Consider the following 24,074-nt stretch of genomic DNA (forward strand, 5'->3'; position numbering starts at 1 on the left):
TGTGCCACTGCGGGTTGCGGGTCTTGCTGGCAGCAGGCCGGAGCCTGCCGCCGGAGGCAAGGGGCTGATTACATCATGCCGCCCATGCCACCCATGCCGCCCATGTCCGGCATGGCCGGAGCATCTTCCTTCGGCAGCTCGGCCACCATGCACTCGGTGGTCAGCATCAGGCTGGCCACGGAAGCAGCGTTCTGCAGCGCGGTGCGGGTCACCTTGGTCGGGTCCAGGATACCCATTTCGATCATGTCGCCATAGGTGTGGTTGGCCGCGTTGAAGCCGAAGTTGCCAGAGCCTTCCAGCACCTTGTTCACCACCACGCTCGGTTCGTCACCGGCGTTGGCCACGATTTCGCGCAGCGGGGCTTCGATGGCCTTGAACACCAGCTTGACGCCAGCTTCCTGGTCCAGGTTCTCGGTCTTGATCTCGCCAACACCGGCGCGGGCGCGCAGCAGGGCCACGCCACCGCCAGCCACGATGCCTTCTTCCACGGCAGCGCGGGTCGCGTGCAGCGCGTCTTCCACGCGGGCCTTCTTTTCCTTCATTTCGACTTCGGTAGCAGCACCGACCTTGATCACGGCCACGCCGCCGGCCAGCTTGGCCACGCGTTCCTGCAGCTTCTCGCGGTCGTAGTCAGAGGTGGCTTCCTCGATCTGGATGCGGATCTGCTTGACGCGTGCCTCGATGTCGGCAGCAGCGCCAGCGCCGTCGATGATGGTGGTGTTTTCCTTGCCCACTTCGATCGTCTTGGCCTGGCCCAGGTCGGCCAGCGTGACTTTCTCCAGGGACAGGCCCACTTCCTCGGCGATCACCTTGCCACCGGTCAGGATGGCGATGTCTTCCAGCATGGCCTTGCGGCGGTCACCGAAGCCCGGTGCCTTGACGGCCACGACCTTCAGGATGCCACGGATGGTGTTCACCACCAGCGTAGCCAGCGCTTCGCCATCGACGTCTTCAGCGATGATCAGCAGCGGGCGACCAGCCTTGGCGACCGCTTCCAGCACGGGCAGCAGGTCGCGGATGTTGCTGATCTTCTTGTCGAACAGCAGCACGAAGGGGTTTTCCAGCAGGGCGATCTGCTTTTCCGGGTTGTTGATGAAGTAGGGAGACAGGTAGCCGCGGTCGAACTGCATGCCTTCCACCACGTCCAGCTCGTTCTGCAGGGACTTGCCGTCTTCCACGGTGATCACGCCTTCCTTGCCAACCTTGTCCATGGCTTCAGCGATGATCTGGCCGATGGATTCGTCGGAGTTGGCGGAAATGGAACCGACCTGGGCGATTTCCTTGGAGGTGGTGGTGGGCTTGGAAGCGCCCTTCAGCTGCTCGACCAGGGCGGCAACGGCCTTGTCGATACCGCGCTTCAGGTCCATCGGGTTCATGCCGGCGGCCACGTACTTCATGCCTTCGCGCACGATGGCCTGGGCCAGCACGGTGGCGGTGGTGGTACCGTCACCAGCGTTGTCGGAGGTCTTGGAAGCGACTTCCTTGACCATTTGCGCGCCCATGTTCTGCAGCTTGTCCTTCAGCTCGATTTCCTTGGCCACGGACACGCCGTCCTTGGTCACGGTGGGGGCGCCGAAGGAGCGCTCCAGCACCACGTTGCGACCCTTCGGGCCCAGGGTGGTCTTGACCGCGTTGGCCAGGATGTTCACGCCTTCAACCATGCGGGCGCGTGCGTCATTGCCAAATACTACGTCTTTAGCTGCCATGTGAATTTCTCCAGTGTTCTTTGTCTTGAATGAATGTTCAGAAGGGGATGGAAACGATTACTGCTCGACGACGGCGAACAGGTCGTCTTCCTTCATGACCAGCAGTTCTTCGCCGTTCAGCTTCACGGTCTGGCCACTGTACTTGCCGAACAGGACGCGGTCGCCCACTTTCACGGACAGGGCCTTGACTTCGCCCTTGTCGTTGCTCTTGCCCGGGCCCACGGCCAGCACTTCACCCTGGTCGGGCTTCTCGGCGGCGTTGTCGGGGATGACGATGCCGGAGGCAGTCTTGGTTTCGTTTTCCAGACGCTTGACGATCACGCGATCGGCGATGGGACGCAGTTTCATGAGGATCTCCTTTGAGAACTGGTTGAGTTCAGATTGAAAAATGGGCACTGGCACCTGTGGAAGGTGCCAGTGGAATGCCTGAGGCAGACCAGCCGCGAGGCTGGCACAGGGCGTTGTTAGCACTCTGCCCTGATGAGTGCTAATGATAAGGGTGTCCGGCAGGATTTCAAGAGCCGAGCGGCAAATTCCTGTTGCGCCGCAGGATTTGGCCGGTTTCAGGCGCGCTGGAACACGCTGCGTGCGCCGTCAAAACGCGGTGCGAAATAGCGGTTGTAGAGGCTGTCGGTGCGCACCGTGCCGCCGGTGGACGGCGCGTGCACGAACTGGTGGTTGCCGATATGGATGCCCATGTGCGAGAACGAGGCACCGCTGGTATTGAAGAACAGCAGGTCGCCGCGCTGTAGCCGCGACAGCTCCAGCGGCGTGCTGCCTTCGGCCCACTGGCGCGTGCTACGCGGCAGGCGCTGGCCACCGATGCTGTTGAACACGTATTGCACCAGCCCGCTGCAGTCAAAGCCGCCTTCCGGCGTATTGCCGCCGTAGCGGTAGGGCGTGTTGACCGTCATCAGGGCGCTGGCGACGGCGGCTTCGCGCAGGCGCGGATCGAGCAGGACCGGCCGGCTGGCTGCCAGTTGCGGGTAGCGCGTGCGCAACTGGCCGCCTGTAGGGGCGGGGGCAGGGCGGCGCGCCTGTCGGCTGCCTGTCCTGGGGCTGGAGCCACAGCCGGCCAGCAGCGCAGTGGCGGCCAGCAGGGGCAGCAGCGCCATGGCCTGGCGGCGCAGCGGATCGGGATCGGCAATGTCTGTGGCTCTGGTGCAAGAATGCATGGCAAGTTCCTGATTTTCAAGCAATTTACCACTGCTGGCAGATGCCGTCCAGTGCCCTGTATCCTACCAAGGTAGTACTGTTCCATCAGTCAGTCTTAAGATTCGGCGGCTACCATGGAAATATCCCTAATGAAAGTGAGGTTTCCATGCGCAGAATACGGGCCGCCCTGTGGGGCATCTTGCTGGGTCTGACAGGGCTGTGGCTGATGGCCGATTCCCTGTGGCCGCAGCCATTTGGCTATTTCCCGTTCCGCAACGTCTTCGTGCAGTACAGCGGTGTGCTGGCCATAAGCAGCATGGCCTTGTGCATGTGGCTGGCGCTGCGTCCGGCTTGGCTGGAATCGGCGCTGGATGGCCTGGACAAGATGTACCGCCTGCACAAGTGGCTGGGTATTGCTGCGCTGGTGACCAGCGTGCTGCACTGGTGGTGGGCCAAGGGCACCAAGTGGATGGTCGGCTGGGGCTGGCTGGAGCGGCCGGCCGGGGGCAGCGGTAGCGGCCCGGGCGGGCCATTGCAAGGGATCGAGGCCTGGCTGCGCACGCAGCGCGGTCTGGCTGAGACCCTGGGCGAATGGGCGTTCTACGCGGCGCTGATCCTGATGGTGCTGGCGCTGGTCAAGCGCTTCCCGTACCGCCTGTTCATCAAGACGCACAAGATCCTGGCAATCACCTATCTGGTGCTGTGCTGGCACACGCTGGTGCTGATGAAGTTCGATTACTGGACGCAGCCGATTGGCTGGGTGATGGCGCTGCTGGTCGTGGCGGGCAGCGTGGCGGCGGTGCTGGTGCTGCTGGGCCGGGTCGGTGCCAGCCGCCAGGTCCCTGGCAAGATTAGCCATCTGCGCTATTTTCCCGATCTGCATATCCTGGCCACCCGGGTGCGGCTGGAGCAGGGCTGGCCGGGTCACCAGGCTGGACAGTTTGCCTTTGTCAACGTGATCGGCAGTTCCGAGCGCGCCCATCCGTACACCATGGCCTCGAGCTGGGATCCGCAGCAGCGCGAGATCCTGTTCGTGACCAAGGCGCTGGGCGATCACACCAGCACGCTGCACGAGGTGCTCAAGCCGGGCATGCCGGTCACGGTGGAAGGTCCGTACGGTCGCTTCACCTTCAACGGGGGCCGTGGCCGCCAGATCTGGATCGGTGCCGGTATCGGTATCACGCCCTTCATCGCACGCATGCAGCAGATGCAGCAGGAGAGCGGCGTGCAGCATGAGGCGGTCGACCTGTTCCACCCGGTCGCGCATGACGATGGCGAGGCGCTGCAGTTGCTGCGCGACAATGCCGATGCCGCCGGTGTGCGCCTGCATGTGATGGTGGACAAGCGCGATGGCTATCTGACCGGCGCGCGCCTGCGCCAGCTGGTGCCCGACTGGCAGACCGCCAGTGTCTGGTTCTGCGGCCCGACCGGGTTTGCCGATGCGCTGCGCCAGGACCTGTGCGCGCATGGCCTGCCGGCAGATCAATTCCATCAGGAACTATTCGCGATGCGATGAGCGGATTCCGGATTGCCTACAATCCGGAGCATGACGCAAAACGCTGACAGTTTCGACGCCGCAGACCGCCCTCCGGCGCGACCAGCTCCTTCTCCCGCCGTGGCCTGGCTGCTGGCCGCCCGCCCGCATACGCTGAGCGTGACGCTGTCCGGCGTCCTGGCGGCCTGTACCCTGGCCTGGCACCAGCTCGGCATGCTGCACTGGGATGTGGCCATCGTCACCTTCCTGGCGGCGGTGCTGATCCAGATTGCCACCAACCTGCTCAACGATGCCGGTGATTACGAAAGCGGCATTGACCGCGGCCAGCGCCTCGGGCCGGATCGTGCCGTGGCCAAGGGCTGGCTGAGCGCGCGCCAGGTCAAGCGGGCCGGTCTGGGCTGTCTGCTGCTGGCTTTTGCACTTGGCATGTATCTGGCCTGGATCGGCGGCTGGCCGATCGTGATCCTCGGGCTGGTGGCGCTGTTCTGTGGCTGGGCCTACACCATGGGGCCGGCGCCGATCTCGCACGGGCCGCTGGGCGAGGTGTTTGTCTGGGTGTTTTTCGGGCTGGCCGCGGTGCTGGGCAGCTACTATCTGCAGACCGGCACGCTGAGCCGGCAGATCTGGATCCTGGGTCACATGATGGGCGCCTTTGCCTCGGCCGTGATGCTGGTCAACAACACGCGCGATGCGGCATCGGACGCGCTGGCCGGCAAGGACACACTGTCGGTGCGCATTGGCCTGACGGCCAGCCGCATGATTTACGCTGCCATGCTGGCCGTGCCCTACCTGCTGGCGGCTTCGCAGGCACGTAACTGGGTCCATGCGCTGCCACACCTGACACTTCCATTGGCCCTGGTGCTGGCCTGGCGCATGGCGACCTGGGAGCCCAGCCGGCGCCACAACTGGCTGCTGGCGCGCACGGCGCACCTCCAACTGGCGTTTACCGTGCTCTGGGTGCTGGCGCTGATGCTCGATTGAGCTGGGGCAGCCGGCCGGCTCAGACCGTACGGCTGCGCGCCAGCGGCGGGTTCTGGCGGAAATAACGCTGGATGCCCTGCATCAGCGAATCGGCCAGCACGTTCTGGTGCGAGCCGCTGGCCAGCTTGCGCTCTTCACCCGGATTGCTGATAAAGGCAGTTTCCACTAGCACGCTGGGAATGTCCGGCGCCTTCAGCACGGCAAAACCCGCCTGTTGCACCTTGGGCTTGTGCAGGCGGTTGATCTTGCCGATTTCGCCCAGCAATGCACCGCCCAGCGACAGGCTGTCACGGATTTGTGCGGTGGTACTCATGTCGAGCAGGGCACGCTGCACGGTGGCATCGCGGCTGCGCACGTTCAGGCCGCCGACCAGGTCGGCATTGTTTTCCTTGTTGGCGAGCCAGCGTGCGGCACTGCTGCTGGCGCCGGTGGTGCTGAGCGCGTAGACGCTGGAGCCATTCGCCTGTGGCGTGATGAAGGCATCGGCGTGGATGCTGATGAACAGGTCGGCCTGTACCTGGCGTGCCTTCTGCACGCGCGTGTTCAGCGGCACGAAATAGTCGCCGTCACGCGTCAGGAAGGCGCGCATCGGGCTGCCGTTGACGCTGCTGCGGTTGATGCGGTCGCGCAGCTTGCGCGCAATTGCAAGCACGATGGTTTTCTCGTAGGTGCCGCCCGGGCCGATGGCGCCGGGATCCTCGCCGCCATGGCCGGGATCGAGTGCGACGATGATCAGGCGGTCGGTGCGGCTGGCGGTACGCACGGCCGGCGCCATGGGGGCTGGTTCCGGACGCGGGATCGGCCTGGACGGCACCGGACGTTCGGGCGCGACGGTGATACGCGGCGGGCTGGCCGGCGCCGGGGACAGCGCTGCCATGCTGGTGGAGCGGCGTGCAATCAGATCGGCCAGCGGATCGCTGCTGCCGGCCGCGGCGCTCTGGAACGGCGGCGGCAGGGTGGGGGCCGCCGGAGCTGGTGCCGGAGCAGTGGGCGTCGGCGCGCCGGGATCGCGCGTGTATTCGGCAATCAGCTGTTCCAGCGGATCCACCGCCTTGGCCTGGCCCGGGTAGAGGTCGAACACCAGGCGGTTCTGGTAGGCCGCAACCGGGTTCAGCGTGAACACCTGCGCCGTGACTTGCTGCTTCAGGTCGACCACGATACGCACCGTGTTGGTATCGTACTGGCCGACACGGATACCGCCGATATTCGGATCGTCCGGCGGCACCTTGCTGACCAGGTCGCGCAGCTCCTGCGTGAGTGGAACGCCGGTGATATCGACAGCCAGCCGGTGCGGATTCTGGATCAGGGTCTGGGTGTACTGCAGCGGCTGGTCGGATTCCAGCGTGATTCGGCTGTATTCGGGGGCGGGCCAGGCGCGCACGGCCACGATATTGGCGGCGCGCACACTGCCGGAGATGCCTGCCAGCATCAGTCCGGCGCTCTGGATGATCGTCCTGCGTTGGATCATGTCGCTTCCTGCATCAGGGTGACGCCACGCGGCGTCAGGGCTTCCAGGGTGAGATGGCGCACTTCATCCACATCGGAGCTGAGCCGGATGATCCAGTCGGGCTGCGGCAGCAGGTCCCCGGCCTTGTCCGGCCACTCGACCAGTTTCAGGCCCGGCGTGGCGAAAATGTCGCGTAACCCTGCATCTTCCCATTCTTGCGGGTCGGCAAAGCGGTAAAAATCAAAATGCCACACTTGCACACAGGGGGTTACATATGGCTCCACCAGCGCATACGTCGGGCTCTTGATGCGGCCCGCCACGCCCAGGCCGCGCAGCAGATGGCGTACCAGCGTCGTCTTGCCGGCGCCAAGGTCACCGTGCAGCAGCACCAGCAGATCGGCGCTGTCCGGATGCTGTTGCCAGTAAGCGGCCAGCCGGCTGGCAAACTCCTGGGTAGCCGATTCGTCAGGCCAGGTCAGGTTTTTTACAATCATCAGTGTCATCACAGCTGCATGGGGCTGGCCGCGGGCCGCCGGCAGCAGGTTGGAAACAGGAATCGTGGAACAGCAGACGCCCCCCAGTCCGGAAACATTATGGTCGATCCTGCAGCAGCAGGCGACCGCGCTCGGCTTTTCCCGACTGGGCGTGGCCGATGTCGACCTGTCCAGCGCCGAGCCGGGGCTGCTGGCCTGGCTCAAGCAGGGCTTTCACGGCAGCATGCACTACATGGAAAGCCATGGCCTGAAGCGCGCGCGCCCGGCCGAGCTGGTGCCGGGCACGGTGCGCGTGATCACGGCGCGCATGGATTATCTGCCCGGCGCGACGCCGGAAGACTGGCGCGAGCATGAACTGGCCCGGCTGCAGCAGCCCGGCGAAGCGGTGGTATCGCTCTACGCCCGTGGCCGTGATTACCACAAGGTGCTGCGTCAGCGCCTGCAGAAGCTGGCCGATGCCATGGCGGGCGTACTCGGACCGTTCGGCCACCGCGTGTTTACCGATTCCGCCCCGGTGCTCGAGGTCGAGCTGGCCAGCCGCAGCGGCCAGGGCTGGCGCGGCAAGCACACGCTGACGCTGAACCGCGAGGCCGGCTCCATGTTCTTCCTCGGCGAAATCTATATCGATCTGGCGCTGCCGCTGACCGAGCCGGAAACCGGCCACTGCGGCCAGTGCCGCGCCTGCATCGACATCTGCCCGACCCAGGCCATCATCGCGCCGTACCGGCTCGATGCGCGCCGCTGCATTTCCTACCTGACGATCGAGCACGATGGCCCGATCCCGCTGGAACTGCGGCCGCTGCTGGGCAACCGTATCTACGGCTGTGATGACTGCCAGCTGATCTGCCCCTGGAACAAGTTTGCCCGGCGCCAGGCGCTGCCGGATTTTGACGAACGCCATGGCCTCGGCAGTGCGCAGCTGCTGCAGCTCTGGCAATGGGACGAGGCCACCTTCCTGCGCTGTACCGAAGGCAGCCCGATCCGCCGCATCGGCCATGTGCGCTGGCTGCGCAATATTGCCGTGGCACTGGGCAATGCGCTGCGCGTGGCCGATGCCGGCCAGGCTGATGCGATCCGAACGGCCTTGCAACGGCATGCCGGACATCCGGAGGCGCTGGTGCGCGAGCACGTGGCCTGGGCGCTGGCGCAGGGCTAGACCGGCTTGCGGGCCAGCCAGAGGCCGGTCTGCAGCGTGAAGCTGCCATCGGCCTCGGCCAGCAGGGCATCGCGCACTTCGGCCGGTGCCTGTTGCAGCACGGCGCGTACCGCCTGGGCGCGATCGGGCGGAGTCTGCATGCGTGCAATCCAGGAGGCAAACTCCAGTCGTAGCGGCCAGGCCTGCTCATGCAGGATGTCGACGCCGGCGGCTTGCAGCAGCTGCCGCCATTCCGGGATCGAACGGTTGCAGACATGCGAGGCATCGCGCAGCAGTTCCATGGTCTGGCTGTGCACATGGCACAGCACGTCCTCGTGTCCCAGCGTGTCGATCATCAGCAGGTAGCCGCCCGGACGCAGCACACGCACCAGATCGGCCAGGCCAGCCTCCAGGTCGCGCCAATGGTGGGCGCTGTAGCGGCTGGCGACCAGATCGAAGTGGGCATCGGCAAACGGCAGCGCGCCGGCATGGCCTTGCAGCGTGTGCAGGCGCTGCGCCAATCCGCGCTCAATTGCGCCCTGCTGCACCACCTCCAGCATGGCCGGGGTCGGATCCAGCGCACAGACCTGCGCGATGGGCGGCAGCGCAGCCAGCGCAAAACCGAGATGGCCGCCACCACAGCCGGCATCGAGCACCTGCCAGCCGGCATCGGCAGCCGCCAGGGAGACGACCAGTTCGCTGGCGCGCGCCAGATCCGGGCCGGCGGCATGGACGGCGCTGCTGGCGTAGGCCTGGGCGCGGGGCTGGTACTGCTGCTGCACGACATCGTCGTGGCTGGCGTGTGGCTGGGACATGCTGGAAGCTCCTGAAAGATGATGCCTGCCAGCTTACGCCAGGCCGATGCCGGCAGTACACGTATCTGGCGAGGGCAGCTATCGGCACTGGCGCCGGCTGCCCGGATAATGGCGGCATGTCCGATACCGACACGCTTCCTGTCCGCGCCCCTGACGAGATCGACGCCTTCCTTGATGCCCTCTGGCTCGAAGACGGCCTGAGCCGCAACACGCTGGCCGCTTACCGCAGCGATCTGGCACTGTTCGTGCGCTGGCTGGCGCAGCAGACACCGCCGCGCAGCTTGCTGCAGGCGCTGGAAATGGATATCCAGCTCTACCAGGGCTATCTCTTCAGCAGCGGCGGCGTGCAGGGCCAGGGCGGCAAGGCCACCAGTGCCAACCGCAAGCTGACCGTGCTCAAGCGTTTCTACCGCTGGGCGGTGCGCGAGCAGCGCCTGGCGGAAGATCCGACGCTGCGGCTGCAGGCGGCGCGCCAGCCGGCACGCGTGCCGCAGACGCTGAGCGAAGCCCAGGTCGAGGCCTTGCTGGCCGCGCCGGATGGGGATACCGAGCTTGGCCAGCGCGATCGCGCCATGCTGGAACTGATGTACGCCAGCGGCCTGCGCGTCAGCGAGCTGGTCGATCTGCGCCTGTTCCATATCAGCCCGAGCGAGCGCGTGCTGCGCATCACCGGCAAGGGCGACAAGGAACGGCTGGTGCCGTTTGGTGATGTGGCGCATGACTGGTTGCAGCGCTACCTGGAACAGGCGCGCCCGGCGCTGCTCAAGGGCCATCAGACCGATGCCGTGTTCGTGACGATTCGCGGCGCGCACCCCGGCGAGGCGATGACGCGCGCCATGTTCTGGCATCTGGTGAAAAAGTATGCGCAACAGGCCGGCATCACCACGCCGCTGTCACCGCACACCCTGCGCCATGCCTTTGCCACGCATTTGCTCAACCATGGCGCGGACTTGCGTTCGGTACAACTGCTGCTCGGCCATGCCGATATCAGCACCACCACGATTTACACGCATGTGGCGCGCGAACGCCTGAAGCAGATGGTGGCGCAGCACCATCCGCGTGGCTGAACTGGCGTGCCGGCTTATTCGCCGGTGTAGCTGCCGGGGCGCTTTTCCAGCATTGCGTTGACCGCTTCGGCGTGGTCCTGCGTGTGGTGCGCCAGCGCCTGCATCGCGGCCGACAGTTCCAGCAGGCTGTCGAGGCGCATGTGCTGGCCCTCGCGCAGCAGGCGCTTGCTCATGCGCACCGCCTGCGGCGGGTTCACGGCAATGCGCTGCGCCAGCTGGCGCGCGCTGTCCAGCAGCTGCTCTGGCTCCACCACGCGCGACACCAGACCCCAGGCCAGTGCGGTCTGCGCATCTATCGGTTCGCCGGTAAACGCCATTTCGCTGGCGCGTGACATGCCGACCACGCGTGGCAGCAGCCAGGCACCGCCGTCGCCGGGGATGATGCCGATCTTGGCAAAGCTCTCGGCAAACTGGGCCCTGGTGGAGGCGATGCGGATATCGCACATGCAGGTCAGGTCGCAACCAGCGCCGATGGCCGGGCCGTTGACGGCGGCAATCGCCGGCACCTCCAGCTCCCACAGAGCACGCGGAATGCGCTGGATGCCGTGGCGATAGCCGTTGCGGATCTGTGCCGGCGAACCGCCGAACATGCCTTCACGATCCCGCATGTGCTTGACGTTGCCGCCGGAGGAAAACGCGCTGCCAGCGCCAGTCAGGATCACCACGCGCACGCTGGCATCGCGGTTGATGCGCAGTACCGCATCCTCGAAGGCCTCGATCATGTCCGGCTCGGAAATCGGGTTGCGCATGTCGGGGCGGTTCATCGTCAGCGTGACGATGGCACCATCCTGTTCGTAGAGCAGTGCGTCGTTCATCGGGGTCTCCTGATAGGTCTTGTGATCTTTCTATTGTGCCTGTTGCACGCCCATGCCCAGCAGGTAGTCCAGCTCTTCCTGGCTGAAGCCGGCCTGCTTGCGCGCTGCCTCGTTGAAGGGTGGCTTCAGGCGTGGTGCCGCGTACTGGTGCACCAGCTCGCCATAGTGCGAGACCGGCTCCAGTTCGTAGCGCGCACACAGCCAGCGGTACCAGTGGTTGCCGATCGCCACATGGCCGATCTCGTCCCGCAGGATGGTATCGAGCAGATTCGCCGTGACCTGCGCATCGTCGGCGTTGATCGCACGCAGGCGCTGCTGGATCAGCGGCGTGGCATCCAGCCCGCGCGCCTCCAGCGTGCGCGGTACCAGCGCCATGCGCGCCACGATGTCATCGGCGGTCTTCTCGCACATCGTCCACAGGCCATCGTGCGCGACAAAATCGCCGTACTGCCAGCCCATCTGCTGCAGGTGCTCGTGCAGCATGGTGAAGTGCTCGGCTTCCTCGCGCGCCACGCGCAGCCAGTCCAGGTAAAAGCCTTCGGGCATGCCACTGAAGCGCCAGACTGCATCAAGTGCCAGGTTGATGGCGTTGAATTCGATATGCACCACTGCGTGCAGCAGCGCGGCACGGCCAGCTGGCGTATGCACGCTGCGCTGTGCCACGTCTTTCGGATGCACCAGTTCCGGCTGGTCCGGACGGCCGGGAATCGGTGCCGGCTCCAGCGCGATCAGCGCCTCGGCGGACAGGCTGGCTTCCGTGGCCAGATCGGCGTCCTGCGCCTGCTGCCAGACGGCATGGGTGGCAGCCACCTTGGCGGCAGGATCGGTCAGGCTCAGGGCGGCGCGGGCGGCTTGTCGTACACTCATGGAAACATTGTAGGCGCGCGCCGCCGCCCCGTTTTTGACCGGAGACAGACCAGCATGGCCCTTTACCAACTCGACGACAAGACCCCCCAGGTGGCTGACAGCGCCTGGGTAGCCGATTCCGCCCAGGTCATGGGCGATGTGCATCTGGCGGCTGACGTGAATATCTGGTTCAACTGCACGCTGCGCGGCGACAACGACCCGATCACTATCGGCGAAGGCAGCAATATCCAGGACGGCAGCGTGCTGCATACCGATGAAGGCGTGCCGCTGACCATCGGCCGTCACGTCACGGTCGGCCACATGGTGATGCTGCACGGCTGCACGATTGGCGACGAGAGCCTGATCGGCATTGGTGCCGTGGTGCTCAATGGCGCAAAAATCGGCAAGAACTGCCTGGTCGGCGCTGGTGCGCTGGTGACGGAAGGCAAGGAGTTCCCCGATGGCAGCATGATCCTGGGCAGCCCGGCCAAGGTGGTGCGCCAGCTCACGCCCGAGCAGATCGAAGGCCTGCGCCAGAGCGCGCAGCACTATATCGGCAACGCCAGCCGTTATCGCCAAGGCTTGAAGAAGATCGGCTGAACCCCATCTGGACAATCTGGGCCTGGCCAGCTGCGCCGGGCCGTTTCACGAGAACAACCATGTCCCAGATCCAGAAATTCCTGTTTGACGGCATTCCGGTGCGCGGCGTGGCCGTGCGCCTGACCGATGCCTGGCAAGAGGTGGTGCAGCGCCGCGCCGCCAATACCCAGAGCGGTCCGTATCCGGCCTCCGTCAACCACCTGCTTGGCGAGATGACGGCCGCCGCCATGCTGATGCAGTCCAATATCAAGTTCAACGGCGCGCTGATCCTGCAGGTGCAGGGTGATGGCCCGGTCAAGGTGGCCGTGGCCGAAGTGCAGCCCAGCCTGGGCCTGCGCGCCACCGCCAGCATCGTTGGCGAGGTGGCGGAAGATGCCGGCATGACCGAACTGGTCAACCTGCACGGCCAGGGCCAGTGCGCGATCACGCTGGACCCGCGCGACCGCCTGCCGGGGCAGCAACCCTACCAGGGCGTGGTGCCGCTCAAGGACAGCACCGGCCAGCCGTTTGCGCGCGTCGCCGACATGCTGCGCCACTACATGCGCCAGAGCGAACAGCTGGACACCACGCTGGTACTGGCCGCCAACGAGCAGGTCGCCGCCGGCCTGCTGATCCAGCGCCTGCCGCTGGAAGGCGAGGCCAACCTGGCTGGCAGCACCGCCGCGCCTAGCGATGAAGCCCGCGCCGAAGCCGACGAGAGCTACAACCATATCGCCACGCTGGCGCAAAGCCTGAAGGAAGAAGAGTTGCTGGAGCTGGACCTGGACACCATCCTGCACCGCCTGTTCTGGAACGAGAAGCTGCTGCGCTTCGTGCCGGCCGAGACCGATCCGGTACCGCACTTTGCCTGCACCTGCAGCCAGCAGCGCGTCGCCAACATGGTGCGTACGCTGGGCCAGGAGGAGGCCGAGAGCATCCTCGAGGACCACGGCGAGATCGAGGTCGGCTGTGAGTTCTGTGGCCAGCAGTACCATTTCGACAAGGTCGAGGTGGCGCAGCTGTTCACCTCGGCTGCGCAACAGCCGCCGGCCAGCGACAAGCTGCAGTAAGTCCTTGCCACGGCAAGAAAAAATCCCGCATAGGCGGGATTTTTTCGTTGGAAGCAGGGCGCTCAGCGTGCAATCTGCACAAAGATCTCGTTCGGCTTGAGCATGCCCATCTCGTAACGGGCTTTCTCTTCCACCGTGGACAGGCCTTCCTTCAGGTCGGCAATCTCGGATTCGATGCGGCTGATCTGCTGTTCCAGCTGCGCGTTGGTATCGCGCTGGCTTTCCAGCTGCTGCTTCATCAGGCTCACCTCCTGCACGCTGCCACGACCGGTCCAGATCTGGATCTGCAGCACCAGCAGCACGGCAATCAGCACGGCGGTGACGATGCGATTGATGGACAGGTTCATGGCGATGCGGGTGTGACGGCTGCGGGATTAGCGCAGATTGTAGAACGCCTTGCGGCCCGGGTACACGGCGATGTCGCCCAGGTCTTCCTCGATGCGCAGCAGCTGGTTGTACTTGGCCATGCGGTCGGAGCGGCTCAGGGAGCCGGTCTTGATCTGGCCGGCGTTGGTGCCCACGGCGATATCGGCAATCGTGCTGTCCTCGGTCTCGCCGGAGCGGTGGCTGATCACGGCGGTGTAGCCGGCGCGCTTGGCCATCTCGATCGCTTCGAAGGTTTCGGTCAGGGTGCCGATCTGGTTGATCTTGATCAGGATCGAGTTGGCGATGTCCTTCTCGATGCCTTCCTGCAGGATTTTCGTGTTGGTCACGAACAGGTCGTCGCCGACCAGCTGCACCTTCTGGCCCAGCTTCTCGGTCAGCAGCTTCCAGCCGTCCCAGTCGCCTTCGGCCATGCCGTCCTCGATGCTGATGATCGGGTACTTGTCGCACCAGGTCGCCAGCATGTTGGCCCATTCTTCGGCCGTCAGCTGCAGGCCGCCTTCGCCCTCCAGCACGTACTTGCCGTCCTTGTAGAACTCGGAGCTGGCGCAGTCCAGGCCCAGCACGATTTCCTGGCCCGGGGTGTAGCCGGCGTCGCTGATCGCCTGCAGGATCAGCTGGATCGCGGCTTCGTGGTTGTCGACGTTCGGGGCAAAGCCGCCTTCGTCGCCCACGGCAATGCTCATGCCCTTGTCGTGGATGATCTTCTTCAGCGCGTGGAACACCTCGGTGCCGTAACGCAGCGCTTCACGGAAGGACGGAGCGCCCACCGGGATGATCATGAACTCCTGCAGGTCCAGGTTGTTGTTGGCGTGTGCGCCACCGTTGATCACGTTCATCATCGGCACCGGCAGCTGGTAGCCACCCATGCCACCGAAGTAGCGGTACAGCGGAAGGCCGGATTCTTCGGCAGCAGCGCGGGCCACGGCCATGGACACGGCCAGCATGGCGTTGGCGCCCAGACGGCTCTTGTTGTCGGTACCGTCCAGTTCGATCAGGGTGCGGTCCAGGAAGGCCTGCTCGGAGGCGTCCAGGCCCAGCACGGCTTCCAGGATTTCGGTGTTGATGTGATCGACCGCCTTCAGCACGCCCTTGCCCAGGTAACGGCTCTTGTCGCCGTCACGCAGTTCGATCGCCTCGCGGCTGCCGGTGGAGGCGCCGCTCGGCACGGCAGCGCGGCCCATCACGCCGCTTTCCAGCAGCACGTCGCACTCGACGGTGGGGTTGCCACGGCTGTCCAGGACTTCGCGGCCGACGATATCAACGATTGCACTCATGGGAGTTCCTTTTCTCTCGGGTTTTCAAAAAATCGGACAAATACGGATCAGGCTGGCTTACTGGCAAAACTGCTGGATGCGCTCTTCCAGCAGGCCACGGCTGGCGATCGTCTTCTTGGTGACGCGATCCAGCTCCAGCAGGGTTTCCAGCAGCTCGGGCATGTGCTCCAGCGGCACGGCGTTGGGGCCATCGCTCAGGGCACAGCTCGGGTTCGGGTGGGTTTCCATGAACAGGCCGGCCACGCCAACCGCCACCGCCGCACGCGACAGCACCGGCACCATCTCGCGCATGCCGCCGCTGCTGGTGCCCTGGCCGCCCGGCAGCTGCACGCTGTGGGTGGCGTCATAGACCACCGGCGCACCGCTTTCGCGCATGATTGCCAGCGAGCGCATGTCGCTCACCAGGTTGTTGTAGCCAAAGCTGGCACCACGCTCGCAGGCCATGAAGTTGTCGGTTTCCAGACTGGCTTCGGCAGCTGCCGCGCGCGCCTTGTCGATCACGTTCTTCATGTCGTGCGGAGCCAGGAACTGGCCCTTCTTGATGTTCACCGGCTTGCCGGACTGGGCCACGGCGCGGATGAAATCGGTCTGGCGGCACAGGAAGGCCGGCGTCTGCAGCACGTCGACCACGCTGGCCACCATCGGCACTTCGGCTTCGGTGTGCACATCGGTCAGGATCGGCACGTTCAGTTCACGCTTGACCTTGGCCAGGATGTCCAGGCCGGCCTGCATGCCGGGGCCACGGAAGCTGCTGCCACTGGAGCGGTTCGCCTTGTCGTAGCTGCTCTTGAAGATGAAGGGAATGCCCAGCTTGCCGGTGATTTCCTGCAGGCGACCGGCCACATCCAGCTGCAGCTGCTCGCTTTCGACCACGCAAGGGCCGGAAATCAGGAAGAAGGGATGCTCCAGACCAACGTCGAATCCGCAGAGTTTCATGCTTGCTCCTTGCCGGACTGCTGGCGTTGCAGCGCGGCCTTGATGTAGGAATTGAACAGCGGGTGGCCGTCCCAGGGGGTGGACTTGAATTCCGGATGGAACTGCACGCCCACGTACCAGGGGTGCACATTCTGCGGCAGTTCGACGATCTCGGTCAGGTGCTCGCGCTGGGTGCGCGCCGAGATCACCAGGCCGGCCTCGCTCAGGCGATCCAGGTACTGGGTGTTGGCTTCGTAGCGATGGCGGTGGCGCTCGGTCACCACGTCGCCGTAGATCTGGTGCGCCAGCGTGCCCGGCTTGACGTCCGAGCTTTGCGCGCCGAGGCGCATGGTGCCGCCCAGGTCGGAATCGGCGTTGCGCGTCTGGATGCTGCCATCGGCGTCCTTCCACTCGTCGATCAGGGCGATGACGGGGTAGGGTGTGTCGGGTTCGAATTCGGTGCTGTTGGCGTTGGCCAGGCCGGCCATGTTGCGCGCGTATTCGATGGTGGCGACCTGCATGCCCAGGCAGATGCCGAGGTAGGGCACGCCGTTTTCACGCGCATAGCGGGCAGCGGCAATCTTGCCTTCCACTCCGCGCTTGCCAAAGCCGCCCGGCACCAGGATCGCGTCATACACCGACAGCTCCTGCGCCACGTTCTCGGGCGTCAGCGTTTCGGAATCGATGTAGCAGATTTCCACACGGCTGTGGTTCTTCATGCCGGCGTGGCGCAGCGCCTCGTTGATCGACTTGTAGCTGTCGGACAGTTCCACGTACTTGCCGGCCATGGCCACGCGCAGCGTGTGCTGCGGGTGTTCCAGCGCGTAGACCAGATCGTCCCAGCGCTTCAGCGTGGCCGGCGGCGTGTTCAGGCGCAGCTTGTCGCAGATCAGGCCGTCCAGGCCTTGCTCGTGCAGCATGCGCGGCACCTTGTAGATGGTGTCCACGTCCCACATGCTGATCACGCCCCACTCGGGCACGTTGGTGAACAGGCTGATCTTCTCGCGCTCCTCGCCCGGGATCTCGCGATCGGCGCGGCACAGCAGGGCATCGGGCTGGATGCCGATTTCGCGCAGCTTTTGCACCGTGTGCTGGGTTGGCTTGGTCTTCAGCTCGCCGGCAGCGGCAATCCACGGCACATAGGTCAGGTGGACAAAGGCGCTGTGGTTGGGGCCGAGCTTCAGGCTCAACTGACGCACGGCTTCCAGGAAGGGCAGGGACTCGATGTCACCCACGGTACCGCCGACTTCGCAGATCGCGACATCGACCGCATCCGGCGTGCCGATGCCGGCACCGCGCTTGATGTACTCCTGGATCTCGTTGGTGATGTGCGGGATCACCTGCACCGTCTTGCCCAGGTAGTCGCCGCGGCGCTCCTTCTCCAGCACCGACTGGTAGATGCGTCCGGTGGTGAAGTTGTTGGACTTGTTCATGCGCGTTTCGATGAAACGCTCGTAGTGCCCCAGGTCCAGGTCGGTTTCGGCGCCATCGTCAGTGACGAACACTTCACCGTGCTGGAAGGGGCTCATGGTGCCGGGGTCCACGTTGATGTAGGGATCCAGCTTGATCAGGGTGACCTTGAGGCCGCGCGATTCCAGGATGGCAGCCAGCGACGCCGCCGCGATGCCCTTGCCCAGGGAAGAGACGACACCGCCGGTGACGAATACGAATTTGGTAGTCATGGCCAATAGCGAGGCTTGCCCTCGCGTGGTGGGAAATTCCAATTATACGTACAGGCCGGCAGCTGCAGGCAAGCGGGACGGTTTGCGCCAGCTGCTGCGTGGTTTTTCTGATTGCCCGGAACGCGGATTTGTGTATGGTTGCAACCAGCAACAAAAAATGTGTAAACTTCGCAAAATAATTGTAGGTTGACCCGTCCTGAATTAAGTTGACACCACAAATTGGCAGGCTGCTCCTGCAGTTGCGGCCAATGATGCCCGATGCATCGCATCGGGCGTTTGCATTTTCAGCGAAGTATGAACCCGCTCGTGGTTATAGATCTGCACAGATTCAGCCACCATGCGCCGTGCCTGAGCCAAGTCAGCCGGACGATGCAGCAGAAGCTCTGTCTTTAGAATGCCGTTGACCCGCTCGGCCAGCGCATTCTGATAGCAATCATAGCCATCTGTCATCGAGCACGTGACTCCATGTCGCTGGTGCAGCTCCTGATAGTGTGTCGCGCAATACTGTATTCCCCTGTCCGAATGATGTACCAGCCGCTGGCGCGTCTGTCGCGTGCGCAATGCCATCTTCATCGCCTGCGCAACCTCCTCGGTCTGCAGACTCTCGTGCACATGCCAGCCCACAATCTTGCGTGAATACGCATCCGTCACCAGGCTCAAGTAGACGAACTTGCCTGCTGTAGGCAAATAGGTGATATCAGCGACCCATACCTGTTCGCTGCCTGTTGCCTGTACTTGCCCCTCTCCAACCTTGAGCAAGTTGGGGTGGCGCCTGAATCAGTGATGGCTGTCAGTGGTCTTGTGATAGGCACGGCGATGGGGCACGAGCAAGCGGGCGTTGCGCAGCACATCGAACAAGGTGTCGCGCCCCATCTTGATGCCCGCCTCTTGCAAGGGCTCGCGCAGCATGTGATGCAACTTGCGTGTACCCACGCGGGGCTGACGCATACGTTGCTGCCGCACCAGCTGCACTACGGTCTGTGCACGCTCCATGCACTGCGTGTGTCGCTGGCGCCCCTGGTAGTACGCTTGCCGGCTCATGCCCATGTACTGGCAGGCCCTGCTGATGCTCAGCCCTTGCACGAGCCCTTGCTCAAGGACTTGCCCGAAGGCTTTTTTACGACACGCACGCCGTAATCCTTCTTAAGGACGTCGAGCACCGCTTCAAACAACCTGGCCTTCTCCTGTGCCTGGGCCAACTGCACTTGCAGTGCCTTGATTTGCTGCTCTGGGGTAAGTTGGGTGGAGAATTTGTCGATCGGCATGATCGCGGATGATGCCATGGAGTCCCAATTCTGGCGACCATGGCGGCGCAGCCACGTCAACACCGTTGAACGTCCTTGAATGCCATATCTGGCCTGCGCCTGCCTGTACGTCAGTTCGCCTTTTTCCACTTGTTCCACGACGGCCAACTTGAAGGCTAGCGTGTAATCGCGCTGTGTGCGCTTGACCCTTGTTTCCATGACTCTTTCCTTTCCTGATGAAGAAAAGTGTCAACCTATGGCAGGACGGGTCACCAGAGAGATAAAAAGCTTCCAGACCCTTGTGCTGGAAACTGATGATCATGGCTTTATTGTATACATAATGTATACGGCTAGCAAGTTGTTGCGATGTCTGTACTCTCCGGATGGCCGGCAATGTTGGAACATGACTTCCTCATGATTTAGATATTAAGTATTAATTATAGATTGAGGAATCCTGTCGAAAAAAAGACTGATGCAGAAAACAATCAAGCCCCGGCGGCAACAGACGCAGGGGCTTGTATCGCATCATCTGCCAGCTATTGCCGACAGAAGAAGCAGGCAACTTACATGCTGCCGTAGTTGGGACCACCACCGCCTTCCGGCGTGACCCAGACGATGTTCTGGGTCGGGTCCTTGATGTCGCAGGTCTTGCAGTGCACGCAGTTGGCGGCGTTGATCTGCAGGCGCTGGCTGCCGTCGTCGTTGGCGACGAATTCGTACACCGCCGCCGGGCAGTAGCGCGCCTCGGGGCCGCCGTACTTGGCCAGGTTGACGCTGACCGGCACGTTCGGATCCTTCAGCGTCAGGTGCGCCGGCTGGTTTTCCTCGTGGTGCACGTTGGCAATGAACACGCTGCTCAGGCGGTCGAAGGTCAGCTTGCCATCGGGCTTGGGATACTCGATCTTCTGGCACTCGGCGGCCGGCTTCAGCTTGACGTGGTCGGCCTTGGTGCGGTGCTTGGTCCAGGGCATGTTGCCGCCGAACAGCTTCTGCTCGATACCGGTCATGATGGTCGCCTTGTCGCGGCCCTTGCCGAACCAGTACTTGAAGTTGCGCGCCTTGTTCAGCTCGTCGTACAGCCAGCTGGATTCAAATGCGGCCGGGTAGGCGCTCAGCTCGTCGTGCTGGCGGCCTGCGACGATGGCGTCGAAGGCGGCTTCGGCGGCCAGCATGCCGGTCTTGATGGCGGCGTGGCTGCCCTTGATGCGGCTGGCGTTCAGGTAGCCGGCATCGTCACCGACCAGGGCGCCGCCGGGGAACACCGTCTTGGGCAGGCTCAGCAGGCCGCCGGCGGTGATGGCGCGCGCGCCATAGCTCAGGCGCTTGGCGTTGACATTGCCGTCCTTGTCGGTGAAGTACCACTTGATGTTGGGGTGCGTCTTGAAGCGCTGGAATTCCTCGAACGGGCTCAGCCAGGGGTTCTGGTAGTCCAGGCCAACGACGAAACCGACCACGACCTTGTTGTCGCCAAAGTGGTACATGAAGGAACCACCGTAGGTATCGTCATCCAGCGGCCAGCCGGCGGTGTGCAGCACCAGGCCGGGTTCGTGGCGGGACGGATCGACTTCCCACAGCTCCTTGATGCCGATGCCGTAGGCCTGCGGATCCTTGCCGGCGTCGAGCTGGTAGTGCTCGATCAGCTGCTTGCCCAGGTGGCCGCGGCAGCCTTCGGCGAAGATGGTGTACTTGGCATGCAGTTCCATGCCGAGCTGGAAGGCGTCGGAGGGTTCACCGTCCTTGCCGATACCCATGTTGCCGGTGGCAACGCCCTTGACCGAGCCGTCGTCGTTGTACAGCACTTCGGCGGCGGCAAAGCCCGGGAAGATTTCCACGCCCAGCTCTTCGGCCTGCTGGCCGAGCCAGCGCGTCAGGTCGGCCAGGCTGATGATGTAGTTGCCTTCGTTGTGGAAGCACTTGGGCAGCAGGAAGTTGGGCAGGCGGCTGGCGGAGTTTTCCTTCAGTGTCAGGAAGGCATCTTCCTTGACCGGCTGGTCCAGCGGAGCACCTTTTTCCTTCCAGTCGGGGATCAGTTCGCTCAGGGCGCGCGGGTCGAAGGTGGCGCCGGACAGGATATGGGCACCGGGCTCGGAGCCTTTCTCCAGCACGACAACGTTGATTTCCTGCTCTTTTTCGGCCGCCAGCTGCTTCAGGCGGATGGCGGTGGACAGGCCGGCGGGACCGCCGCCAACGATGACCACATCGTATTCCATCGATTCACGCGGACCGAATTGTTCCAGGATTTGCTGTGGGGTCATGGTGTCTCCCTCTTGTTTCTAGCTAGCGGACACAGACACGAGCCTAAGCTGGCGTCTGCATGACAATTTTTCACATTGTAGGGACAAATGGTGCAGTGCACGCCCGGTTTCTGACAAAATCGACCGAATGTGCGCCTGCCATATGGCCTTTGTTCCACCTAGCGAAAACGAATCCCATGAAACTGCCTTTGCCCCAAGAGAAATACCAGGTTTATGAAACCGTGCTGTCCATGCGCTGGGGCGACATGGATGCCTTTGCCCATTTGAACAACACGCTGTATGTGCGCTATTTCGAGGAGGCGCGCGTGCGCTGGCTGGTCGAGGCGCGTGGCACCATGGTCGAGAGCGGCGAGGGCCCGGTGGTGGCCAATGTGTTCTGCAACTTCTACCGCCAGCTCGAATATCCGGCACAGCTGCGCATCCGCCTGTTCGTCAACAGCGTGGGCCGCAGCTCCTGCGACATGTGGATGACGATCGAGCACGATGGCCAGCCCGACACCATCGTGGCCGATGGCGGCTGCACCATGGTCTGGGTCGATTACGCCGCCGGCAAGGCGGTGGCGCTGCCGGACTGGCTGCGCGACGGCATCCTGCAGGTGCTGCCGGCGCAGTAAGCGCTGTCGTGTTTCAGGCTTCGGCCGGCTTCTTGCGCGGCTGGCGCCCCATCAGGTAGAACTCCGGGTTCGGCTCCATGCCGGTAAAGGCGACGATGCGATTGCTCAGGCCGAACAGACCGGTGATGCTGGCGATGTCCCAGATGTCCTCGTCGTCGAAGCCGTGCGCGCGCAGGGTCTCGAAATCGGCATCGCATAAGGTATGCGAGGCCTGGTTGACCTTGCTGGCAAAGTCCAGCATGGCGCGTTCGCGTGGGCTGAGGTGGGCGGTGCGGTAGTTGATGGCGACCTGGTCAGCGATCAGCGGGTCGCGCTTGAAGATGCGCAGCAGCGCGCCATGCGCCAGCACACAGTACAGGCATTCGTTCTGGGCGCTGATGGCGGTGATGATCATTTCGCGCTCGGCCTTGGTCAGCGAACTCTCCTCGCGCAGCATCAGGGCATCGTGGTAGGCGAAGAAGGCGCGCCATTCGGCCGGGCGGCGCGCCAGCTGCAGGAACACGTTTGGCACGAAGCCGGTCTTTTCCTGCACCGCCAGGATGGTGTCGCGGATATCGTCGGGCAGATTCTCCAGGGCGGGGAAGGGGTAGCGCTGCTGGGTGTCGGTCATGGCGTGATGGGGGAAAGTGGGTACAGCCTTGCATGCTAGACCGGCTGGATGCGGTCTGCCTATCGGGTGTTCCACGGAATTGGCGGTCAGGGCGAACCGGCCATCAGCTTCTGGATCAGTGCGGCGGTGGTGCTGGTGTCGTACTTGCGCATCAGGCTGGCGCGGTGCACCTCGACCGTGCGGTGGCTCAGGTTCAGCACGCGCGCGATTTCCTTGGAAGTCAGGCCGGTCAGCAGCTGGCTGGCGACCTCGCGCTCACGCGGGGTGAGCGTGGCGCGGTCGGGCGTGAGCGGCTGGCGGCTATCGATGTCCTCGAAGCTCCAGATGCCGGCGGCATGCGGATCACTGCGGTCCAGCGCACGGCCGGCCACGCGGCACCAGAACAGCTCGCCGGCAAAGCGGCCACCGACGCGCCGCATGATGCGCTCGTCGCGGTAGCTGCCATGGTGCATCAGCGGCTGGGCGATGCGCTCGCCGGTACGCTGGAACTCGTCCTGGCTCGGGTAGAGGATGGCAAAGCTCTGCTGCAGCAAGTCCTCGCGCTCGACGCAGAAAAGCTCACAGACCTTCTGGTTGCAGTCGACGATGGTGCGCTGGCGTGACAGAATCAGGCCGATGGGCGCCAGGTCAAAGGCCCAGCGGTAGTCGGCGCTGGCGGGGAAGGGCGATTCCATGGGGCTGGATGGCATATGCGTGTTGTCCATTACGCAATACTACGTAGACGAATACGTAGTATCGTAGAGCTGTTTTGACATTATCAGGAGACAAGCGTGAACAAGATTTATCCGAGCGCGGCTGAAGCGCTCCAGGGCGTGGTGAAGGATGGCCAGCTGCTGGCCGTGGGCGGCTTCGGCCTGTGCGGCATTCCGGAAGCGCTGATCGACGCCCTGTGCGCCAGCGGCGTGAAGGACCTGACGGTGATTTCCAACAACGCCGGCGTGGACGGTTTTGGTCTGGGCAAGCTGCTGGAAACGCGCCAGATCAAGAAGATGATCTCTTCCTACGTGGGCGAGAACAAGGAATTCGAGCGCCAGTACCTGGCGGGCGAGCTGGAACTGGAATTCACGCCGCAGGGCACGCTGGCCGAGAAGCTGCGTGCTGGCGGTGCCGGCATCCCGGCCTTCTTTACCAAGACCGGCGTTGGTACGCTGGTGGCCGAAGGCAAGGAACTGCGCGAGTTCAACGGCGAAACCTATGTGATGGAGCACGGCCTGTTCCCCGAGGTGGCGCTGGTCAAGGCCGATGTGGCTGACCGCAGCGGCAACCTGCGCTTCAACCTGACGGCCCGCAACTTCAACCCGGCTGCTGCCACTGCCGGCAAGATCTGCATCGTGGAAGTCGAGCGCATCGTGGAAACCGGCGAAATCGCCCCCGATGACGTGCACCTGCCAGGCATCTACGTGCACCGCATCGTGCACAACCCCACGCCCGAGAAGCGCATCGAGAAGCGCACCACCCGCGAGAGCAAGTAAACAGATTCAGGAGACA

General features: G+C 63.8%; 23 protein-coding genes and 1 pseudogene. 8 read left to right on the forward strand and 16 right to left on the reverse strand.

What is annotated here, in order from left to right:
• Positions 1 to 68 precede the first annotated feature (68 nt).
• From groL to ACI3EV_RS02175, 3 genes are all read right to left on the reverse strand, one after another.
• Positions 69 to 1,706 carry a chaperonin GroEL gene (groL, locus tag ACI3EV_RS02165; protein ID WP_337691674.1) on the reverse strand — a complete coding sequence of 546 codons (1,638 nt, stop codon included), beginning with the start codon at positions 1,704 to 1,706 and terminating at the stop codon, positions 69 to 71.
• A gap of 57 nt (positions 1,707 to 1,763) precedes the next feature.
• The gene (gene groES / locus ACI3EV_RS02170) at positions 1,764 to 2,054 is read right to left on the reverse strand and encodes a co-chaperone GroES (RefSeq protein ID WP_329771907.1); all 291 of its coding nucleotides are present in this window, start codon (positions 2,052 to 2,054) and stop codon (positions 1,764 to 1,766) included.
• Between the two features lie 215 nt (positions 2,055 to 2,269).
• Positions 2,270 to 2,881, reverse strand: coding sequence for a C40 family peptidase (locus tag ACI3EV_RS02175; RefSeq protein ID WP_329771906.1), 612 nt, complete (start codon positions 2,879 to 2,881; stop codon positions 2,270 to 2,272).
• Positions 2,882 to 3,027: 146 nt separating this feature from the next.
• On the opposite strand from ACI3EV_RS02175, the gene ACI3EV_RS02180 reads away from it, so the two are divergent.
• Positions 3,028 to 4,377 (forward strand): ferric reductase-like transmembrane domain-containing protein, encoded by a 1,350-nt coding sequence (locus ACI3EV_RS02180; RefSeq protein WP_337691671.1) that lies wholly within the window; start codon positions 3,028 to 3,030, stop codon positions 4,375 to 4,377.
• Between the two features lie 30 nt (positions 4,378 to 4,407).
• Positions 4,408 to 5,337, forward strand: a complete 930-nt coding sequence (menA, locus tag ACI3EV_RS02185; protein WP_337691669.1) for a 1,4-dihydroxy-2-naphthoate octaprenyltransferase — start codon at positions 4,408 to 4,410, stop codon at positions 5,335 to 5,337.
• Between the two features lie 19 nt (positions 5,338 to 5,356).
• On the opposite strand, the gene ACI3EV_RS02190 is transcribed toward menA, so the two are convergent.
• Complete coding sequence (locus ACI3EV_RS02190; protein WP_329771901.1) at positions 5,357 to 6,805, reverse strand: N-acetylmuramoyl-L-alanine amidase; 1,449 nt, start codon at positions 6,803 to 6,805, stop codon at positions 5,357 to 5,359.
• The gene (gene tsaE / locus ACI3EV_RS02195; RefSeq protein ID WP_329771899.1) at positions 6,802 to 7,287 is read right to left on the reverse strand and encodes a tRNA (adenosine(37)-N6)-threonylcarbamoyltransferase complex ATPase subunit type 1 TsaE; all 486 of its coding nucleotides are present in this window, start codon (positions 7,285 to 7,287) and stop codon (positions 6,802 to 6,804) included. Before tsaE ends, ACI3EV_RS02190 begins: the two co-directional genes overlap by 4 nt.
• A 55-nt stretch (positions 7,288 to 7,342) precedes the next feature.
• On the opposite strand from tsaE, the gene queG reads away from it, so the two are divergent.
• Positions 7,343 to 8,434 carry a tRNA epoxyqueuosine(34) reductase QueG gene (gene queG, locus ACI3EV_RS02200; RefSeq protein WP_405198020.1) on the forward strand — a complete coding sequence of 364 codons (1,092 nt, stop codon included), beginning with the start codon at positions 7,343 to 7,345 and terminating at the stop codon, positions 8,432 to 8,434.
• On the opposite strand, the gene ACI3EV_RS02205 is transcribed toward queG, so the two are convergent.
• Positions 8,431 to 9,228: a methyltransferase domain-containing protein gene (locus ACI3EV_RS02205; RefSeq protein ID WP_337691666.1), complete on the reverse strand. Its 798-nt coding sequence runs from the start codon at positions 9,226 to 9,228 to the stop codon at positions 8,431 to 8,433. The genes queG and ACI3EV_RS02205 overlap by 4 nt on opposite strands.
• A gap of 116 nt (positions 9,229 to 9,344) precedes the next feature.
• Between ACI3EV_RS02205 and xerD the strand changes: the two genes are divergently transcribed.
• The gene (gene xerD, locus ACI3EV_RS02210) at positions 9,345 to 10,295 is read left to right on the forward strand and encodes a site-specific tyrosine recombinase XerD (protein ID WP_329771896.1); all 951 of its coding nucleotides are present in this window, start codon (positions 9,345 to 9,347) and stop codon (positions 10,293 to 10,295) included.
• Positions 10,296 to 10,309: 14 nt separating this feature from the next.
• On the opposite strand, the gene ACI3EV_RS02215 is transcribed toward xerD, so the two are convergent.
• Complete coding sequence (locus ACI3EV_RS02215) at positions 10,310 to 11,110, reverse strand: crotonase/enoyl-CoA hydratase family protein (RefSeq protein ID WP_329771894.1); 801 nt, start codon at positions 11,108 to 11,110, stop codon at positions 10,310 to 10,312.
• A gap of 30 nt (positions 11,111 to 11,140) precedes the next feature.
• Entirely contained in the window at positions 11,141 to 11,977 is an 837-nt protein-coding gene (locus ACI3EV_RS02220) for a ferritin-like domain-containing protein (protein ID WP_329771892.1), read from the reverse strand.
• 54 nt (positions 11,978 to 12,031) lie between these two features.
• Between ACI3EV_RS02220 and ACI3EV_RS02225 the strand changes: the two genes are divergently transcribed.
• Positions 12,032 to 12,556, forward strand: coding sequence for a gamma carbonic anhydrase family protein (locus tag ACI3EV_RS02225; protein WP_329771890.1), 525 nt, complete (start codon positions 12,032 to 12,034; stop codon positions 12,554 to 12,556).
• 59 nt (positions 12,557 to 12,615) lie between these two features.
• Complete coding sequence (locus ACI3EV_RS02230; RefSeq protein WP_329771889.1) at positions 12,616 to 13,605, forward strand: Hsp33 family molecular chaperone HslO; 990 nt, start codon at positions 12,616 to 12,618, stop codon at positions 13,603 to 13,605.
• Between the two features lie 62 nt (positions 13,606 to 13,667).
• On the opposite strand, the gene ACI3EV_RS02235 is transcribed toward ACI3EV_RS02230, so the two are convergent.
• The 6 genes and pseudogenes from ACI3EV_RS02235 to ACI3EV_RS02260 form a co-directional block, all read right to left on the reverse strand.
• The gene (locus tag ACI3EV_RS02235; RefSeq protein WP_329771887.1) at positions 13,668 to 13,952 is read right to left on the reverse strand and encodes a septum formation initiator family protein; all 285 of its coding nucleotides are present in this window, start codon (positions 13,950 to 13,952) and stop codon (positions 13,668 to 13,670) included.
• A 27-nt stretch (positions 13,953 to 13,979) separates the two neighbouring features.
• Entirely contained in the window at positions 13,980 to 15,266 is a 1,287-nt protein-coding gene (gene eno / locus ACI3EV_RS02240; protein ID WP_337691660.1) for a phosphopyruvate hydratase, read from the reverse strand.
• 57 nt (positions 15,267 to 15,323) lie between these two features.
• Positions 15,324 to 16,202: a 3-deoxy-8-phosphooctulonate synthase gene (gene kdsA, locus ACI3EV_RS02245; RefSeq protein WP_337691658.1), complete on the reverse strand. Its 879-nt coding sequence runs from the start codon at positions 16,200 to 16,202 to the stop codon at positions 15,324 to 15,326.
• Complete coding sequence (locus ACI3EV_RS02250) at positions 16,199 to 17,863, reverse strand: CTP synthase (RefSeq protein WP_329771884.1); 1,665 nt, start codon at positions 17,861 to 17,863, stop codon at positions 16,199 to 16,201. The genes kdsA and ACI3EV_RS02250 overlap by 4 nt, the downstream gene beginning before the upstream one ends.
• A gap of 201 nt (positions 17,864 to 18,064) precedes the next feature.
• Positions 18,065 to 19,326, reverse strand: a pseudogene (locus ACI3EV_RS02255) (IS3 family transposase).
• Positions 19,327 to 19,670: 344 nt separating this feature from the next.
• Positions 19,671 to 21,362 carry an electron transfer flavoprotein-ubiquinone oxidoreductase gene (locus ACI3EV_RS02260; RefSeq protein ID WP_329770112.1) on the reverse strand — a complete coding sequence of 564 codons (1,692 nt, stop codon included), beginning with the start codon at positions 21,360 to 21,362 and terminating at the stop codon, positions 19,671 to 19,673.
• Between the two features lie 176 nt (positions 21,363 to 21,538).
• On the opposite strand from ACI3EV_RS02260, the gene ACI3EV_RS02265 reads away from it, so the two are divergent.
• On the forward strand, positions 21,539 to 21,976 hold the full coding sequence (locus tag ACI3EV_RS02265) for a thioesterase family protein (RefSeq protein WP_329770111.1): 438 nt from the start codon (positions 21,539 to 21,541) through the stop codon (positions 21,974 to 21,976).
• A 13-nt stretch (positions 21,977 to 21,989) separates the two neighbouring features.
• On the opposite strand, the gene ACI3EV_RS02270 is transcribed toward ACI3EV_RS02265, so the two are convergent.
• Both ACI3EV_RS02270 and ACI3EV_RS02275 read right to left on the reverse strand, forming a co-directional pair.
• Positions 21,990 to 22,586, reverse strand: a complete 597-nt coding sequence (locus tag ACI3EV_RS02270; protein ID WP_337691651.1) for a peroxidase-related enzyme — start codon at positions 22,584 to 22,586, stop codon at positions 21,990 to 21,992.
• Positions 22,587 to 22,672: 86 nt separating this feature from the next.
• The gene (locus ACI3EV_RS02275) at positions 22,673 to 23,275 is read right to left on the reverse strand and encodes a PAS and helix-turn-helix domain-containing protein (protein ID WP_329770109.1); all 603 of its coding nucleotides are present in this window, start codon (positions 23,273 to 23,275) and stop codon (positions 22,673 to 22,675) included.
• 81 nt (positions 23,276 to 23,356) lie between these two features.
• On the opposite strand from ACI3EV_RS02275, the gene ACI3EV_RS02280 reads away from it, so the two are divergent.
• A complete protein-coding gene (locus ACI3EV_RS02280; RefSeq protein ID WP_329770108.1) occupies positions 23,357 to 24,058 on the forward strand; it encodes a CoA transferase subunit A in 702 nt (233 codons plus the stop codon).
• Positions 24,059 to 24,074 lie beyond the last annotated feature (16 nt).

This window comes from Allobrachymonas wangyanguii, from assembly GCF_045055315.1.
Classification (GTDB): domain Bacteria; phylum Pseudomonadota; class Gammaproteobacteria; order Burkholderiales; family Burkholderiaceae_C; genus Brachymonas; species Brachymonas wangyanguii.